Consider the following 17,205-nt stretch of genomic DNA (forward strand, 5'->3'; position numbering starts at 1 on the left):
TAGCAACGTTACCCTGTAACGTCGTACGCATTCCGTCAGACCAGTAATTAACGTTCTTCTTTACCAGGCAAACAGATTCCCATTCCAAAGAATAAACCGTTTACACCAGCTAAAAAGCGAATCGGGGCTACTTTTCAAAAAGTAGCCCCGATTCGCTTTTTAGTGAATTCCCATCCTTTGCTACTATGGCGCGGAAGTTACTTCCGTGACTTCCTACTCTGATGTTCGTTAGTCACGGAAGTAACTTCCGCGCCATAGTAGGCCAATATTGATGTAGCATGTGGTTTGAAAAGCTGCCGTTGAAAACTTCCTATATTAAGGGTGATTTTCAGAAAACGCCTTGAAAACGGAAAAGCCGGTTTTTCACAGGATAACTTTCACGCTTTCGGCCCTGGCAGATTTTATTCGCGGTTTTCTTATCGGCTGCATTTCCTTTCTTTGTTTCTTTGTCGGCACACCTATAAACAAAAAAGCATGAATTCTACCCAAATCGTCTCGGTGAGTTATCAACCGTTGAATTTGCCTCTGATAGAACCTTTCGCCATTGCCACGGGCACGCAGTACCAGGTGGAGAATGTGGTAGTGCAGGTACAGTTGGCAGATGGAACCACCGGTTTGGGCGAGGCGGCTCCGTTCCCGGCCGTGAGCGGCGAGACACAGGAAAGCACGTTGGCGGTACTGCAGGAGTTGGAGAAATACTTGATTGGGAAAGACGTCAAAAACTGGCGCACCTTGGCCAAGGAATTAAATAAACTCGCCCATGATGCACCCGCTGCCCGGTGCGGGGTGGAGATGGCCATTCTGGATGCGCTCTGCAAACACTTCCAGATGCCGCTGTATGTTTTCTTCGGGGGAGTGCAGACGCAGTTGGTGACTGACCTCACCATCACTGCCGGGGATGAGGCGCACGCTGCAGCTTCGGCTAGGTCCATCGTGGAACGTGGGTTCTCTATCATCAAGGTGAAGACCGAAGGAACCGATGTGGATTATGACCTCCGCCGACTTCAGGCAATCCACAACGCAGCGCCGGGGGCAAAACTGATTGTTGACGGAAATTGCGGCTATGATCTGGTGCGCGCCCAAGCTTTTGTAAACATAGCTTTCGAAGCTGAAATCCCAATCATTTTATTAGAACAGCCACTTCCACGTGAATCTTGGGAAGACTTGGCCGTGTTGGCAACTACTTGTCCTTTCCCCATCGCCGCGGATGAGTCTGCCCGCAGCGCTGCCGATGTTGCAAGGCTTATTCAGGACAAAAGCGCCTCGGTTGTCAACATAAAATTGATGAAGTGCGGCGTGCTGGAAGCATTGCAGATGGCAGCCCTGGCGCAGGTGCATGGATTGGGATTGATGATCGGCGGCATGGTGGAGAGCATTCTGGCCATGACTTTCTCTGCTCATTTCGCCGCCGGCATCGGAGGGTTCGGGTATATAGATTTGGACACTCCTTTATTTATAGCAGAGCATCCGTTTAGCGGTGGTTTTGAACAAACAGGTGAAGTGCTGCGGTTGAATCCTGAAGTGCCTGGTCATGGGGTTATCTTCGCTCCTACCTTATCCTGAGGAAATTGGTCTGTTAATTGAAAAGCGTTTCAAGTCTGTTTTGATGAAAACAGGCCCGAAACGCTTTTCTGTTTTTAAGCACTTTGGCTGAAGTTTCCTTCAAAATTTTCCCTGGTTCAAGTCAGTGACTTGGACCTGCTATTGTCTGCAGTTTGTAACTGCAGTAACCCAATCTATTGCTGCTTCGCTGGCGCGAGCTTGCAGCTCGTGTCCGCACGCATTCCTGATTTTCTTTTTTAACTTATCTAGATGATCAGCAATGTGAAGGCACGAGCTGCAAGCTCGCGCCAGCGGTTTACTTTATTATATATAATGTACTCTTTTGAAGCTAACGCTTCACTGCAGTTACAAACTGAAGCTATGATAGGTCCAAGTCACTGACTTGAACCAGGGAAAATTTTGGAAAAGGTGCAGGATGAACCACGTGGAAAACTGAACTTTCAGCATCTGCTTGTTTCTGCATTATCCACCACAAAAAAGGCCTCTGCAAAGTGCAGAGGCCTTTTTTGTGGTGAAGTGTTTTGGAGGTATTTTTCAGAAAATAGCTCTGAAATCCACAACTTACAGGTTCTCGAAAATGCGTTTGAAACTTACGGCATCTCCAATGTACTGACGCAACTCAGAGATGTGCATGCGCTTCTGCTCGCGGCTGTCGCGGTCGCGTACGGTAACAGTGTCGTTCTCCAGGGTTTCGTAATCCACGGCGATACAGAAAGGCGTCCCGATTAAATCTTGGCGGGTGTAACGTTTCCCGATGGCGTCGCGCTCTTCGTAGATGATGTTGAAGTCGTGCTTTAGGTCATCGAAGATCTGCATGGCTTTGTCTGGCAAACCGTCTTTGCGCACGAGCGGGAAGATAGCGGCTTTCACCGGGGCAATGGCCGGGTGGAATTTCAGGAAGGTACGGGTCTTGGTGTTGTCGCCTTCGGTGATTTCCTCTTCCTGGTACGCGTTGCAAAGGGTCATCAGGAACAGACGGTCAGCACCAACGGAGGTTTCCACTACGTACGGCACGTAGTTTCCGAATGGTTTGCCGTCTTCGTTCAAATCATTGTCAAAGTACTGCTGCTTTTTGCGGCTCAGTTCCTGGTGCTGCGTCAAGTCAAAATCAGTACGGGAGTGGATACCTTCTACTTCTTTGAAACCGAACGGGAACTCGAACTCAATGTCTACGGCAGCGTTGGCGTAGTGGGCCAGTTTCTCGTGATCATGGAAGCGGAGTTTCTCGGTAGGGACACCCAAGGCCTCGTGCCAACGGCGGCGAACGGTTCTCCAGTGCTGGTACCACTCCATCTCAGTGCCAGGCCGTACGAAGAACTGCATCTCCATCTGCTCAAACTCGCGCATTCTAAAGATGAACTGACGGGCCACGATCTCGTTCCGGAACGCCTTCCCAATCTGAGCAATCCCGAACGGCACTTTCATGCGGCCTGATTTCTGCACGTTCAGGAAGTTCACGAAGATACCCTGGGCGGTTTCAGGACGTAGATAAATGGTGCTGGACTCTTCGGCCACAGAACCCACCTGTGTGGAGAACATCAGGTTAAATTGACGCACCTCGGTCCAGTTAGAAGTACCTGAGATTGGGCACTTTATACCTTCTGAGATAATCAATTCCTGTACGCCTTTCAGATCCTCAGTTTCCAACAAACGACCCATTTCCTTCAGCAAAGACTGGGCTTTCTCCACATCGCCGGCTTTCTCGTACTCGGCGGCTTTGTCTTCCAGCAGTACATCGGCGCGGTAGCGTTTTTTGGAGTCTTTGTTATCAATCATCGGGTCGTTGAACGAGTCTACGTGGCCCGAGGCTTTCCAGGTAAGCGGGTGCATGAAGATGGCAGCATCAATCCCAACTACGTTCTGGTTGAGCTGCGTCATGCATTTCCACCAAAGGGTTTTGAGGTTGTTCTTCAGCTCTACCCCATTCTGGCCATAATCATACACGGCCTGGAGCCCGTCATAGATCTCGCTGGACGGAAACACGAAGCCGTATTCCTTGGCGTGCGAGATGATATCTTTTAACTGTGCGTTTTCTGTGGTTTTCTCAGTAGTGCTCATGGGCGCAAATATAGAGGTTTCCTGCTCACGTTGGGTACCGCCCCGTGCGGCTTTGGTTAGCAAGATACCCCATTTACCCGGTAAATGTTTGGTTAAAAAGATTGAGAATGAGAAGCGTTCGCTCCTACTTAGTACTTTTGCTGCCGTATAATTCCCATCCTCTGTATTCCTTAACAATTCGGTAACATTGGAGGAAAATTATTCCGTTACTTTTGGCACCTTTTTTCTCACTCATATTTACTTATGTTCGGATTAGAATCAGATCTGTTGATCTTGCTGGTACTTTGCTTACTGGCCGCGTGTGCTTTTGAATTTGTGAACGGTTTCCATGACACCGCCAACGCCGTGGCCACCGTTATCTACACCAACACGCTTCGCCCCTGGGCCGCGGTGGTGTGGTCTGGCCTCTGGAACTTCATTGGGGTTTTCGCCGGCGGAATTGGAGTAGCCATGGGCATTGTGTACTTGTTGCCCATTGAAACGCTCATTGACCAGGACGTCTGGCACGGGATTGCCATGGTAGCCGCCCTGTTGCTGAGCGCCATTATCTGGAACGTGGGCACCTGGTACTATGGGCTTCCTTCTTCCAGCTCCCATACCTTGATTGGCTCTATTCTGGGCCTGGGGATTGCCTATTCGCTGCTGCCCTCTACCAAAGAGGCTACCTTTGCCTGGTCTGAAGCCAGCAAAACCGGCATGTCCCTCATTGTTTCGCCGTTCCTGGGTTTCACCCTAACCGTGTTCCTGATGTTTATCCTGAAGCGGTTCGTGAAAAACAAGACCATCTTTAAGGAGCCGCACAAACGCAAGGCTCCGCCGTTGTGGATCAGAATCATCCTGATCATTACCTGTACCCTGGTGTCTTTCTTCCACGGCTCCAACGACGGCCAGAAAGGCGTGGGGTTGGTGATGCTGATTTTGATTGCCATTGTGCCCACCTACTATGCCCTGGACATTGAGAAAGATCCTACAGGACTAAGAAACTCCCTTACGCAAGTAGAGCTGGTACTTTCTAAGGTAGACAGCACGGTTCTTTCTGCCTCAGACGCCAAGCAATTGAGCCTGCTCAACGCCGAGGTGGCCGAAATGAAAGGCATCTTCGCCCAGAACGCCGCTGCCCAGACCTTGCCCGAAGACGCCCGCTTCTTGCTGCGCCGCGATATTCTCCTGATCACCAAGGGCACCGATAAGCTGATGGAGAGCCAAGACATTACCCTGAGCCAGCGCGAGCGCGACCAACTGATGGCCGGCGTAACCGGCATGCGCTCTTACACCGACTATGCCCCTAACTGGGTGATTATGATGATTGCGCTTTCCCTGGGGATCGGGACCATGATTGGCTGGAAACGCATTGTGAAAACCATTGGCGAAAAGATTGGGAAGGAGCACCTGACCTACGCGCAGGGTGCTTCGGCTGAGTTCATGGCGGCCAGCGTGATCGGGTTCTCTACGTTTGTGTTCAAGTTACCGGTGAGTACCACCCACATCCTATCTTCTGGTATTGCCGGTAGTATGGTGGCCAACCGCGGAATCAAGAACCTGAATGCCGGCACCATCCGCAACATTGCCATGGCCTGGATCCTGACCTTACCGGTTTCCATGTTCCTGTCGGGAACCCTGTTCCTGCTGTTCCGCTGGATGTTTGCCTAAGACCTTAATTCGTACGTCATACCAGGAGCCGCTTCAGAAATGGAGCGGCTCTTTTGTTTCAGGCCGTTCTGTATCTGCTTTTCAGCTGCCACTCTCTTGGATTCTGAAGCCATTTTCGGCTTGTTTTACCAAAATCCCCCTGAAACCAATTTCCCAGCAATCTCTACCTGGCTGCAGCTCCCTTTTGTGGCCCACACCGTCTTCTGCCTTTGGGCACTAGATAACCGCTAGCTCCTGAAAAATCATTTTGCGAATACAGGCGTTTTAGAAGACTCACGCGGGAACTAGCCCACGAGAGCCTGTTATTTCTGGGTGGATGGCTTGGTGGTACCTAAAAACGCTCCTGTTGGAGCCTTCCCCGGGGCTGTTCCACGCGCTTTTTCGTGGAACAGCAAATATGAACGATTCCAGGCTTCCGTATTCGGCGTGAGTCGGCCCTTACACTTAAAATATAGGCGTGGTTTACGCTTCTTTTTTGGAAAACCGGCCCAAAACAGGGGCTTCCCTGAACAGAAAACCGGATCATAAAAAAAAGAGAGCCGCGATTGGCGGCTCTCTTCTGGTGTTCTATGCTGGAATTGGGTTCCTCCGGGGCTACTTTGCCTGTGGCCAGAGCACTTCCAGGTTATCATCCATGTGCACCCCGAAGTTCACAGCCAGCAGTTTGCCGTCTTCAAAGTACAGGTCAATCATCTCGCGCTCGTAAGAGAGGCAGGTCACGTTGTTCTCAATCTTCTCTTTTTCTACGTTCTGCACGCCGTTCTGCCTGAACAGGGCCTCCACTTCGGGCAGGCTCATCTCAAAGATCTTCTTCCCGAACAGCGTCACGTTGGGGTTGGCAATCTCAATGCAGCTCAGGCGGTAGTCGTCTTCCTTGTCAAAGTAAAAGGAGAAGCCGCTGTCCCAGTAGTTCCAGGCCTTGTGCTCAAACTCGTCCTCGTCGGTAGATTCTTCTACTTCCTCGGGCTCGCCCATGATGTCTTCCACTTCATCCATGCTCAACCCGAAGCGCAGGTCTCCTATTCCGTAGCCCAGCTTTATCTCGTTGTCTAATTGCTCTCTGTCCTGTTCCATAGATTCTATTGGTTTATATGGTTCCGTTTCCGGCTTGATTTTCCTAAAACTACTTAAAAATAGCGGTTCTTCCACATTTGGGGCCGGCCTGGCGCGCTCTGGCGAAATCTGGCCGCGCCCCCCGGCTCCCCTTTCTCCTTCCCGATTTTGGCGCTTTTCCCACTTTTCCACGAAGTCAACCGGACAACCATTATAAAATGATTTTTTTAAAAAGATTCTTCTTCGTCATTAGGGCTGTGCAGAAGTGGAAAAAAAATCTTTTCCTCAGGTTTTCCCCGGCGGGCTCATATATCCTCAAAGTACCCAACTTTATTCGCAAGCGCGTGTGGATTCTTTTTTAGTCAGTTTCAATCACTTATCTCAGATTTCCACTTCTGCACACAAAACGGGCCTGAAACAGCCCCACGTTTATACCCAGGTTGATAACTTCTGATAACTTCTGATTTTATGCACCCTCGCCCACAATGGAGGCTCCAGACGGTTGAATTTCTGGTCCCGCGTTCTGGATTTTCAGGATTGGGGTTCTTTTATCAAGAGTTTTCTCCACAGTTATCCACGCCGTATCCACCTAAAACCTGATTTCCTGGGTTTCAATGTCCCAATTCGTTCTTACTTCCCAATTATCCACGGGAAGCACCACTGGCTCGGGCAGTTTACGGTCTTTGAGGGAGCCGGTGTCCCACTTGCCGTTGCCGTTTTCGTCTACCAGAATCCTGATCTGGTAGTTGCCGGGAGCCAGGTTGTCCCACAAGATGGTCTTCTTGTTTTTGACTTCCTTCACCACCGTGTTCTGCCGCAGGAGCTGCACAATGAAGTTCTTCTGCTCGGTGGCCAGGTTCACTTTGAGGCTGCCGGCCACGGCCTTGTCACTGATTTCCAGTTTTTGCGTCTGGCTGGTGTAGGGTGCGCCAATGAACGGTACCACCTTGGTGGTGTCCATCTGCAGGGTAATGTCTTTCTTGGCCGGCAGCGGCAGGTTCAAAGTAATTTGGGTGGCTTCCTGGTTAAAGCGTAGCTGCGCGGTGTCTTTGGTGGTGACGGTAGTGACCGAGTCTAACAGCAGGGTAAAGGCGCCCTCCGGGTTCAGCACTTTGGTGGGCACCTCAAACTGCAGGGTGATGGGCTCTCCGGGCCTGAGGGTGGAGCCGTTGACCACGGTATACGAGTTGTTTTTACGGGGGGCGGCGTTGCCGCTGAGGCGCACGGCTATGGTGTCTACCCGCGGGTTGCTGGCGCTGTCCTGCACCTGCACTAGCCAGCGTTTCTCTTCGGGGCTGCTTGGGAATAGGCGCAGGGTTTTGCCGTTGTTGCCAATCAGCCATCTGATGTTTCTGCTATTGTCTGGGGAGGTTACGTTGGCGGTGGTGATGCCCTCGTTGTACTCCACCTCATACACGTTCAGGAAACTGCGGCGCGAAACTACGTTAGGCCGGGTCACATCCTGGGTGTGCAGCTGCAGCTGGATGTTCTCTACCGTCGGCCGCACCTGGATGGAGTCTGGCGTATAGGCGATGTTCTCCTTCTCGTTGTCGTAGCGCAGGTTGTTGTTGGCCTCGGTTAAGCCGTAGATGTAGTAGTTGCCTTCCTTGATGTTTCTGAACTCAAAGTTCCCCGTGGAGTCGGTGTTGGTCACGTACAGCGGCCGGCCTTTGGTCACCTGTGAAGTGTCGTTGGTGGGGTACAGCAGTACGTTTACTTCCTTAGGCGGCGTGTTGCTGAACAGCTGGGTCACTTTCCCGCTCACCCGACCAGAATCTAACAGCGGGCCGGTACTGAAGGTAATGACCACGTTCTTGGCAGGGTTTTTCTCCGTGATGTCGGCCAGGCTGTTTCGGAAGTTAAGGCTGTAGGTGGTGTTCTCTTCCCAGGGCTCACTGAACGTGAGTTCCACGGTTTTGTCTTTGACCCGGCTTTTGTAGGTATTGTCAGTGAACGGCGCAATGATGAGCTGCCGCGTGAGATCCACGGTCTGGATGGCTTCATCAAAGGTTAAGATGATGGTTTCTGGTTTTACGTTAGTTTGCCCGTTTCTGGGATAGGCGGTAACCAGTTTTGGAGCGGTGATGTCTTTCTCTCCTCCTTCGGGGCTACTGATGCTGGCGCATCCGCACAGGAACAAGGCAACGGCGGTGAAGGCGTTTTTAAGCTGATTTTTCATTTTTGGCTTTAAAATGGAAATGACCTTATAGTGTCAAACTATAAGGTCATTACTCTTAGTGTGTGGGTTTAATTTTTCCTTGCTATGAAGATCTGACTGGAATAGGAATTATCATTCTGTGAGCCGTGGAGGTTAGACCTGAAACCCGTGAAGAACGAGTCCAGCATCTTGGTTTGTCCGTGTTTGTACTTCTCACTCAGGATGCTCACGTAATAGGCGTCCCACTTCATGGGCAACACTTCTTTCAGCTGCAGCCGGTGTTTTTTCAGAAGCCGCTGCATGCTGGCTTTGTTGAAGTGGTACAGATGCCGCGGTACGTCATAGGCGGCCCAATCTGCTCCGTACTTCTTGGCATCGTAGGAATCGGCGTTGGGGACGGCTATGACCACGTGGCCGCCGGTTTTGGTGGCGTTCACCAATGCCTTGAGCGTTTCATTGAGCGTATGCACATGCTCCAGCACGTGCCATAGGGTGATCACGTCAAACGTTTCCTGGCCCAAATTCTCCAAAGAACCCTGAAACAGCGGTTTGCCTATCTTTTCTTCCGTCTGCTGCCGGGCGGCTTGGTTGGGCTCAAAACCTTCCACTTGCCAGCCATCTTTCTGGCAGGCCTGCAGAAAGTACCCCACCCCGCTGCCGTAGTCCAGGATTTTGCCTTTAGGGCCCAGACGGTTCACCAGTTCCACTTTGTTCTTCACCGCCATGGATCTGACCAAACGGTAGGTTTTGTTCAGCAGACCTTTGCTGGTGTCTGAGTGGGAAATGTAGCCCTCGGAAGCATAGTACGGGCCTATGCTTCCTTCATCCGGGCGTGGGTTGGTGAACTTGAGCTGGCAGTGGTTGCACTGCACAATCACAAAGCTCTCCTGGCTTACGCTTTTGTCTTGTACTACTAGAAAATTCTTAAACTCTGTTTTGGAACAAATGGGGCAATGGTCTAGCCGTTCGTAGCTCATTCTATTTTCCTAAGTATACCATCAGGATGGAGATATCTGCGGGAGATACGCCACTGATGCGCGATGCTTGTCCTAATGTTTCTGGCTGGATTTTCAGCAATTTCTCGCGGGCTTCATTAGAAAGCGCCGTGATGGCTTTGTAGTCCAACCGGTCTTTAATGCGGTAATTTTCCAGCTCCTCCATTTTAGAGGCCATCTGGTGTTCTTTCTCAATATAGCTGGCGTACTTCAGCAAGATAACCGCTTGCTCTAAACTCTCCGGCAAATATTTGCTCAGGTACAGCTTCAGACTTTCTGATGATTCCAGCAAGTGCTCCAGTTCCACGTTGGGGCGCTTCAAAAGATTGCCGGCTTTAGCCCGCTCGCTGATAGGCGCTGAGTCTAAAGAAAGCAACGTGGCGTTCACTTCTTCCGGCTCAATCCCTTTCTGCTGCAGGTACGTCAAGACTTCCTGCGTTTCCTGTTTCTTGCGGTTCACTTTCTGCAGACGTTCCTCAGAAGCCAGACCCAATTGGTAGCCTTTCTCAGTAAGACGAAGATCGGCGTTGTCCTGGCGCAACAAAATGCGGTGTTCGGCACGGGAAGTAAACATGCGGTAAGGCTCGTTGGTCCCTTTATTCACCAGGTCATCAATTAAAACGCCTATGTATGCCTCTGATCTTTTCAAGACAAACGGTTCTGAGTTATGCACCTTATTATGGGCGTTAATTCCTGCCATAAGGCCTTGACAAGCGGCTTCTTCGTATCCGGTGGTCCCGTTGATCTGCCCTGCAAAATAGAGGTTTTCCACCAACTTCGTCTCCAGCGTCAGGTTCAATTGGGTGGGTGGGAAGAAATCGTATTCAATGGCGTAACCGGGGCGGAACATCTTCGCGTTCTCAAATCCGGGGATTTCCCGCAGCGCTTTGAACTGTACATCCTCGGGCAACGAGCTGGAGAACCCATTCACGTACACTTCCACGGTGCTCCATCCTTCCGGTTCCACGAAGATCTGGTGACGGTCGCGCTCCGCGAAACGATTGATCTTGTCTTCAATGGACGGGCAGTAACGCGGACCCAAGCCCTGGATTCTTCCCTGGAACATGGGCGATTTCTCAAACCCGGTTTTCAGGATCTCGTGAACTTTGGAGTTGGTATAGGTGATGTAGCAGCTCCGTTGTTTGGTAAGCGCCGGCGTATCGGTGTAGGAGAACTTGGACGGGTTCTCATCGCCCTTCTGCTCTTCCATGGCTTCATAGTTCAGGCTGCGGCCGTCTACACGCGGCGGCGTTCCGGTTTTCATACGGCCGGCTTCAAAGCCTAACTGCACCAATTGTTCCGTAATGCCTTTCGCAGATTTTTCGGCGGCTCTGCCGCCGCCCAATTTTTTCTCGCCAATATGGATGATGCCGTTCAGGAAGGTACCGTTCGTCAAGACTACGGCTTTGGCTCTGATCTCAATGCCCAGGCTGGTCTTCACGCCTACTGCTCTACCGTCTTCTACTAAGATCTCAGACACCATCTCCTGCCAGAAATCTATGTTGGGTGTTTGCTCCAGGGCCATTCTCCATTCCTCAGCGAAACGCATACGGTCACTCTGGGCACGGGGGCTCCACATGGCCGGACCTTTGGACATGTTCAGCATCCGGAACTGGATCATGGTTTTGTCCGTAATGATACCGCTCATGCCACCCAGGGCATCAACTTCTCTTACGATCTGCCCTTTGGCCACTCCGCCCATGGCTGGGTTGCAGGACATCTGGGCAATGGTGTTCATGTTCATGGTTACGAGCAATACCTTCGATCCCATGGTGGCGGCCGCATGTGCTGCTTCACATCCGGCATGGCCCGCCCCTACTACTATTACATCATAACTTGTGAACATAGTGTGGATTAATGTGGTGTTTCACGTGAAACATTGTTGATAAGTGAGGTAAAACTACAGAAACTAGTGTTTACAACTGCAGGAGTTTTAGACACTCATTTTCTTTGGAACGCATCAAAGCTTGTTTTTCAGGTGTTTTGTCTTCAAAACCAAGCAAATGGAGCAACCCGTGCGCCATGACCCTGTGAAGCTCCTCTTCGGGGGTAATGTTGAAAGTTGCCGCGTTATCCACGATCCGGTCAATACTAATAAAAACATCACCTTCAATAACTCCTTCAAAGTCGGAATTATCAAAGGTGATGACATCAGTGAGCGTATCATGCTCCAGGTATTCTACATTCATCTGATGAAGATATTCATCGGAACAAAAAATGTAGTTTAAAGATTCTAATTCGAAGTCATAATTCGAAATTATTTGTGAAAGCCACGCTTTGACTTTCGCTTCGTTCTTTACCTCAAAGTCTACCTCCTCGGTAAAGAACTCAATGGGTAGTTCCTGCATTCTCTATATTAAAGGTTAAAGAGACGGTACGGCCATCATTGCTGAAGGTAACGTCGTCGCACAAGTTGCGCATTAAGAAGATGCCGCGGCCGCCGGGGTTCTCCAGGTTCTCAGGAGCGGTTGGGTCTGTCAAAGATTCTGGGTCAAAACCGTTGCCTTCATCCTGCACTTCAAACCGGAGCTTGTTGGGTTCTACAAAAAGAGAAAGATAAACATTCTTATCCTTATCAAACTTGTTGCCGTGTCTGATGGCGTTGTTCACAGATTCCGTCACGGCAACCATGATATTACCATAGATGTCATCTTCAATCTGGAATTTCTCACGGGAGTTGTCAATGAAGCTCTCCACGATTCTGATATTCTCAATGATAGAAGGAATCTGAATTTTTACTTGATTCATAATATGTTTACTATATCTGAAATGTCTGCAAATCTAATAACCTAATCGCTTAAAATAAGCATCTACTTGCTTTTTATAATAAGGTGTTAAAGCAGGTAGGTTCTGACGAAGCGTTTCGGTCTGCTGTTTCTGGCGTTCCTGGTACTTCTGAAGCGATGGCGGGATGCGGGCGGGCAATTCCCTGGCGGTATTTGCCTCTCTTTTCTCGTCCAGATCACGTTCATTGGCGGCCTTTTCTGCCTGCAGCAGACGCGTCAGAATCTCTTTCTGGCGCATCATGGTCTGCTCCGTAAGACGTTTATTAACGAGATCAGTTTCGGTTTGTTCCATCAGTTTGCTCAAATTACTGAGTTTCTCCCCTCCTTCTTTCCCGCCGGGTTGGGTAGGCGAAGGTGCCAGTTCTTTCATGGCGTTCCGGAGCATTTCCTGCTGAGCGGCTAAACGGGCTAACGACTCAGAGAGTTCTTTGCCGCTCTGGCCGCTTTTCTGGAGCTGCTGGATTTGTTCGTTCAGTTGCTGTTGCATCTGGCCCAAGGCACCCGGTTGGTTTTTACCGTTCTTGCCTTTGCCTTTCTTCTTACCCGGGCCGCTCTGCTGCATAGCCATCATGGCCTGCTGCATCTGCTGCTGCACATCGCTCAACATCAGGGCCAGGTTGTTCATGGAAGTCATGGCCATTTGCTGGTGCGTGCCGGTTTTAGACAGGTTGCGGTCTTTGATGGACTCAGAGCTTTTGTTCATCTCCTCTTCCATGGTGCCTACCTCCCGGGTCACGAACGACTGAATCTGCGGCACGCGTTTGGCCAGCGAGAGCAGGCTGTCTTCAATGATCTTGGCGTCATCTGAAAGTTTCACCTGCTGCTGGGCCAGGCCAATGAAGCGAGGGTCGCTCTGCTGCACATTCCGGAAGTCTTTCATGAGCTTCTCCTGGTCAAAGGACAGCGTTACCAGGTTCTCCAGAATGTCGCGCAGGTGATCCAGGTTTTGCTGGGCCTGTTGCATGTCACCTTCCATTTCCTGGCTTTCCATCTGCTGAGACATCTGCTGCATTTTCTGAGCCGCCGATTTTTGCTGTTGGCTGGCTTTCTTGTTCTGGCCTTTCTGCATAGACTCCTGGGCATTCTCCTGCTCCTGCTCTATCTGCTCTTCCAGTTTCTCAGTGTCAGGCATGTCCTCTGGGTTCTCCAGTTGCTCGTTCATCTTCTCGGTTTCCTTCAGGTCTTCCTGCATCTGCTTGAATTCTTCCTGAAGGTTCTTTTGCTCCTGCTGCAGGCTTTGATCTGGCTTGTTGTTCTGCTCGTCGGTTTTGTTGGCCAGGTCTTCCTGTTTCTTGGCTAGTTCATCCAGTTTTTGCTTGGCGTCTTCCAGTTTCTGCTCCACCTGCAGTTGCTTGAACATCTCCAGCAGGCGGTCTAATTCTTTCTGCAGGTTCTCTTCTTTGTTGTTCAGTTTGTCTAGTAGCGGCTGAATCTGCTCAGGCCGAGGCTGCTTTTGCTCCAAGAGTTTCTCCAGTTGCTCGTACAGCTTCTTGGTTTCCTCGTCCAGCAGTTGGTCCATCATCTTCTTCAACTGATCGCGTTTTTCGGCTAGTTTCTCGTTTTCGGGCGAAAAACGCTCCTGCTGTTGGTTCAGCTGATCATTCATTTTCTGCAGCTCGGCTAGTTCTTCCTGAAGGGCTTTTTTCTTCTCGGCCAGCTCCTGCAGCGCTTTTTTATCCTGGTAAGACAGTTCTTTCTTCAGCTTGGTCTTCTCTTCGTTCTGCTCCAGTGATTTCTGCAATTCCTCGGCTTTGGTGAGCGAAGACTTCATCTGAGACTGCACCTGCTTAGACGTTTCCTCAATGGATTTCTGCAATTCCGCCGGATCTGGATACTTGAAGATGAAGGTGGAGGTACGGGCGCTCTTCGGCTGGGGCACCTGGTCATTATCGGTGACCTGCACGTAGTACTCCAGCTTATCGCCGGGCTGTAGGTTGAACGGTTTCAGGTTGAGCTGCCGGAAATACGATTGTGTAGCCAGGTTGCCGCTGAACGGAATAGCCACGGCCTTGTACCCGCTGGTGGGTTTGTTGCCTTTAAGTACACGGTAATGCAGCGCTAGACGGCTGAAGCCATAGTCATCTGAGATGGTTCCTCCCACCACCAAGTACGAGTACAGCACCGAGTCACGGAACTGCTCTAGGGTAATCTCTGGAGCACGGTCTGGAATAACGGTAATCTGATGCGAGATCTGTTCTTTATTTTCTGAGTAGCGGTTCTTTAGGTGCATGCTATAGCCTTGGCTCTGCAGAAACGTTTTACGCACTACGTACTCTTCATCTTCTGACTGGGCTTTTACCGTCTGCACAGGAGCGTTGAAACGGAGCCAGAGCGAATCTGCGTTGTCCGCAGCCAGGCGCCAGGTAACCTGGGTGCCTTCCGGAATGGTGAGATCACCGGTGTTGTCCAGCGTTTCGGCGGGCTTTTTAGTATAAGCGGGGTATTTCAGCTCAGCTCTTAACTGCCGAAGCATAGGCCGGGCCACCACCGATAAATGGTTTTCCTCCGAGAAAAAGCCTGCGCCGGTGAGCTGGAAATCCACGGATTCCTGCACCTGCTGGAAATCGTAGACGTAGGTCTGCTCGTCCAGCTTTTTCAAAGGAATAACCCGACCATCAATCACCAGAGACACTTCCTCAGGCACGGAGCTGCCTTCAATGTTCACCTTCAGCTGGAAATCCTCACCTTTGAATGCCTGCAGAGACGGGTTCTGTATTACAAACTGGAACGGCGCTTTGGGCGCGTAATGCCGCTTGAAGTGGATGATCCGCTCGGTACCCTGCACAAAAAGCGTGGGGTAAATGAACGCCAACACCAGTACCAGCGCTAAGGGCAGCAGCACATATTTGAAGTAAGATCGGTTCTGGGTGAGCTTAATCCGCTCCGGGAAGTGGTAACCAGCTAGTTCCTCGGAGCGCTGTTCCACACTGGCGGCCACCAGATCATTGTTCATCGCCACATTTTTCAACTGCAGCAAATTCAGCAATCGGTCCTGGATCTCGGGGAAATAATGCGACACCTGTACGGCCGCCTGTTCATCTGACAGGAGCTTCTTGAGGTTGGTCAACGCCATGAGCGGCGTCCAGAGCCAACGAGCCACGGCAAACGCACTGATGGCTAAAAACGAGAACAGCAGAAACGCCCTTACCTCTGGCTGAAAGTAAAAGAAGTACTCCAGAATGGTGATGAGCAGGAAAGAAGACAGTACCAACCCCAGGGAAAGTAATGCGCCTTTGACCAACAGGTTCAGGTAAAATTTGCGCTTAAACGCCTGAAGCTGCTGCAAAACTGAGTCTAAAGAACCGGCAGCCCGCATAGTAAAACGTAGAATTAGAAAGGTAGCCCAGAAACGAGGCAAAAGGGAGAAGAATTCCCAGCCGTTTCCTTTGATTACATACGTAATTGATCAGTAGAGTATTAACTCTTTTCCTTACTAATTTATTGTTAATTCTTTGATTTGGAACCTACCAGTGCGGTTTTTGGTAAGTTTTCCGGAAATCTGGCTCAAAATGGAAGAGCCTGCCGTTGGGATTGTCCAATGCAGACCACGGGCTGGGTTCATTTCCTATGAATAGACCTTGATAGAAGCTTAGCAGGAACCTGATAACACTAAAACAGAAATGCGTTTTGAGGCTGCTTTCTTCAAAACAGTCCCAAAACGCAATCTTGTAAAATGAGGGTAATCTATGCCTCTGCTTCTACCGGGTGCATCTCCAGCAGCACCGGGCAGTGGTCTGAGTGCTTGGCCTCGGAGAGGATAGCTGCCCGTTTCATGTAGGGCTTCAGGTGCTCAGACACCAGCAGGTAATCAATACGCCAGCCCAGGTTCTTGGCCCGCACATTGGCGCGGTAGCTCCACCAGGTATACTGGTGTGGCTCGGGGTTGAAGTGACGGAACGAGTCTATGTAGCCGTCCTGCAGAAAACTGCTGAACCAGTTGCGCTCTTCCGGAAGGAAACCTGAGCTGTTCGCGTTCGATTTGGGGTTGTGGATATCAATGGCCTGGTGGCAGATGTTGTAGTCGCCGCAAATGACCAAACCGGGCACTGTAGCCTTTAAACCTTGAATGTACTGTTGAAAATCGCGGAGCCATTCCATCTTAAAGGACTGCCGATGTTCCCCGCTGGAGCCCGATGGCATGTACACATTTAACACGGAGTAGCCGTCATAATCGGCCCGAATCACGCGTCCCTCCTGGTCATACTGCTCTATGCCGCAGCCGATGCACACGTTTTTAGGCTCCTTTTTGGAAAGGATAGCCACTCCGCTGTAGCCCTTCTTCACAGCCGGATGGATGTACACGTGGTAACCCAGTTCCTCAAAGCAGGCTTTGTCAAACTTGGTTTCGTCGGCTTTGATTTCCTGCAGGCAAAGCACATCGGGGTTGGCGGCTTTTACCCAATCCAGAAAGCCTTTGGAGATGGCAGATCGGATTCCGTTTACGTTATAGCTAATGATTTTCATCTGTTCATTTGGTCAAAATACTCCAGTGCGTGCCACTTGAGCATGCGTTCCTGTTCCTTAAGATTGCATGCCGGCAGCGGCTTCACCGATTTCCAGTGTGGCCAGCCCTCCTGATCCAGACCCTCCAACTCATAGTACCCTGATAAGCTCAGCAGCTTGCAGGTGGCAATGTGCATGAGGTCCTGCTTTTCTTCTTTGGTGAACTCCCTAACTCCCTGCCCTAGTTCCTGCACACCAATCAAAAAAAGAATGGCGTTCAAATCGGGCTTTTTCCCAAACATCTTTTTGATGTTCTGCCGGAGTTCGGCCCACCGTACATCAAAATCTTCTTCGTTCTCCATTTAAGTAGGTGTTGATAAGTGCAGCTTAACAGAAGTGGATTACTCTACTTTTTCCACTGACTTTGAAAAGTGTTTTTGGCCTGTTTCTCTATAAAAAGCCTTAAAACGAAGCTTTAAAGTAAGATTTCGCATAAAGG

At 50.4% G+C, this 17,205-nt stretch carries 12 protein-coding genes; 2 read left to right on the plus strand and 10 right to left on the minus strand.

Annotated features, from left to right (window positions below):
• The first annotated feature begins 474 nt into the window (after positions 1-474).
• Positions 475-1,563: a dipeptide epimerase gene (locus JT718_RS06040; protein ID WP_205501108.1), complete on the plus strand. Its 1,089-nt coding sequence runs from the start codon at positions 475-477 to the stop codon at positions 1,561-1,563.
• Between the two features lie 561 nt (positions 1,564-2,124).
• On the opposite strand, the gene JT718_RS06045 is transcribed toward JT718_RS06040, so the two are convergent.
• A complete protein-coding gene (locus JT718_RS06045; protein ID WP_205501117.1) occupies positions 2,125-3,621 on the minus strand; it encodes a glycine--tRNA ligase in 1,497 nt (498 codons plus the stop codon).
• 243 nt (positions 3,622-3,864) lie between these two features.
• Between JT718_RS06045 and JT718_RS06050 the strand changes: the two genes are divergently transcribed.
• Positions 3,865-5,271, plus strand: a complete 1,407-nt coding sequence (locus tag JT718_RS06050; protein WP_205501119.1) for an inorganic phosphate transporter — start codon at positions 3,865-3,867, stop codon at positions 5,269-5,271.
• Between the two features lie 594 nt (positions 5,272-5,865).
• Here JT718_RS06050 and JT718_RS06055 read toward each other — a convergent pair.
• From JT718_RS06055 to JT718_RS06095, 9 genes are all read right to left on the minus strand, one after another.
• On the minus strand, positions 5,866-6,345 hold the full coding sequence (locus tag JT718_RS06055; protein WP_205501121.1) for a hypothetical protein: 480 nt from the start codon (positions 6,343-6,345) through the stop codon (positions 5,866-5,868).
• A gap of 568 nt (positions 6,346-6,913) precedes the next feature.
• Complete coding sequence (locus JT718_RS06060; protein WP_205501123.1) at positions 6,914-8,503, minus strand: Ig-like domain-containing protein; 1,590 nt, start codon at positions 8,501-8,503, stop codon at positions 6,914-6,916.
• 68 nt (positions 8,504-8,571) lie between these two features.
• Positions 8,572-9,459 carry a class I SAM-dependent methyltransferase gene (locus JT718_RS06065; RefSeq protein ID WP_205501126.1) on the minus strand — a complete coding sequence of 296 codons (888 nt, stop codon included), beginning with the start codon at positions 9,457-9,459 and terminating at the stop codon, positions 8,572-8,574.
• 1 nt (position 9,460) lies between these two features.
• On the minus strand, positions 9,461-11,323 hold the full coding sequence (gene mnmG, locus JT718_RS06070) for a tRNA uridine-5-carboxymethylaminomethyl(34) synthesis enzyme MnmG (RefSeq protein ID WP_205501128.1): 1,863 nt from the start codon (positions 11,321-11,323) through the stop codon (positions 9,461-9,463).
• Positions 11,324-11,393: 70 nt separating this feature from the next.
• Positions 11,394-11,825, minus strand: coding sequence for an rRNA maturation RNase YbeY (gene ybeY / locus JT718_RS06075; protein ID WP_205501136.1), 432 nt, complete (start codon positions 11,823-11,825; stop codon positions 11,394-11,396).
• A complete protein-coding gene (locus tag JT718_RS06080; protein ID WP_205501138.1) occupies positions 11,806-12,225 on the minus strand; it encodes an ATP-binding protein in 420 nt (139 codons plus the stop codon). Before JT718_RS06080 ends, ybeY begins: the two co-directional genes overlap by 20 nt.
• A 33-nt stretch (positions 12,226-12,258) precedes the next feature.
• Positions 12,259-15,549, minus strand: a complete 3,291-nt coding sequence (locus JT718_RS06085) for a DUF4175 family protein (RefSeq protein ID WP_240336963.1) — start codon at positions 15,547-15,549, stop codon at positions 12,259-12,261.
• Between the two features lie 398 nt (positions 15,550-15,947).
• Complete coding sequence (locus JT718_RS06090; RefSeq protein WP_205501143.1) at positions 15,948-16,727, minus strand: exodeoxyribonuclease III; 780 nt, start codon at positions 16,725-16,727, stop codon at positions 15,948-15,950.
• On the minus strand, positions 16,724-17,068 hold the full coding sequence (locus tag JT718_RS06095) for a hypothetical protein (protein WP_205501145.1): 345 nt from the start codon (positions 17,066-17,068) through the stop codon (positions 16,724-16,726). Before JT718_RS06095 ends, JT718_RS06090 begins: the two co-directional genes overlap by 4 nt.
• Positions 17,069-17,205 lie beyond the last annotated feature (137 nt).

Origin of the sequence: Rufibacter psychrotolerans, assembly GCF_016924645.1 — a bacterium.
In the GTDB taxonomy this organism is placed as follows: Bacteria; Bacteroidota; Bacteroidia; order Cytophagales; family Hymenobacteraceae; genus Nibribacter; species Nibribacter psychrotolerans.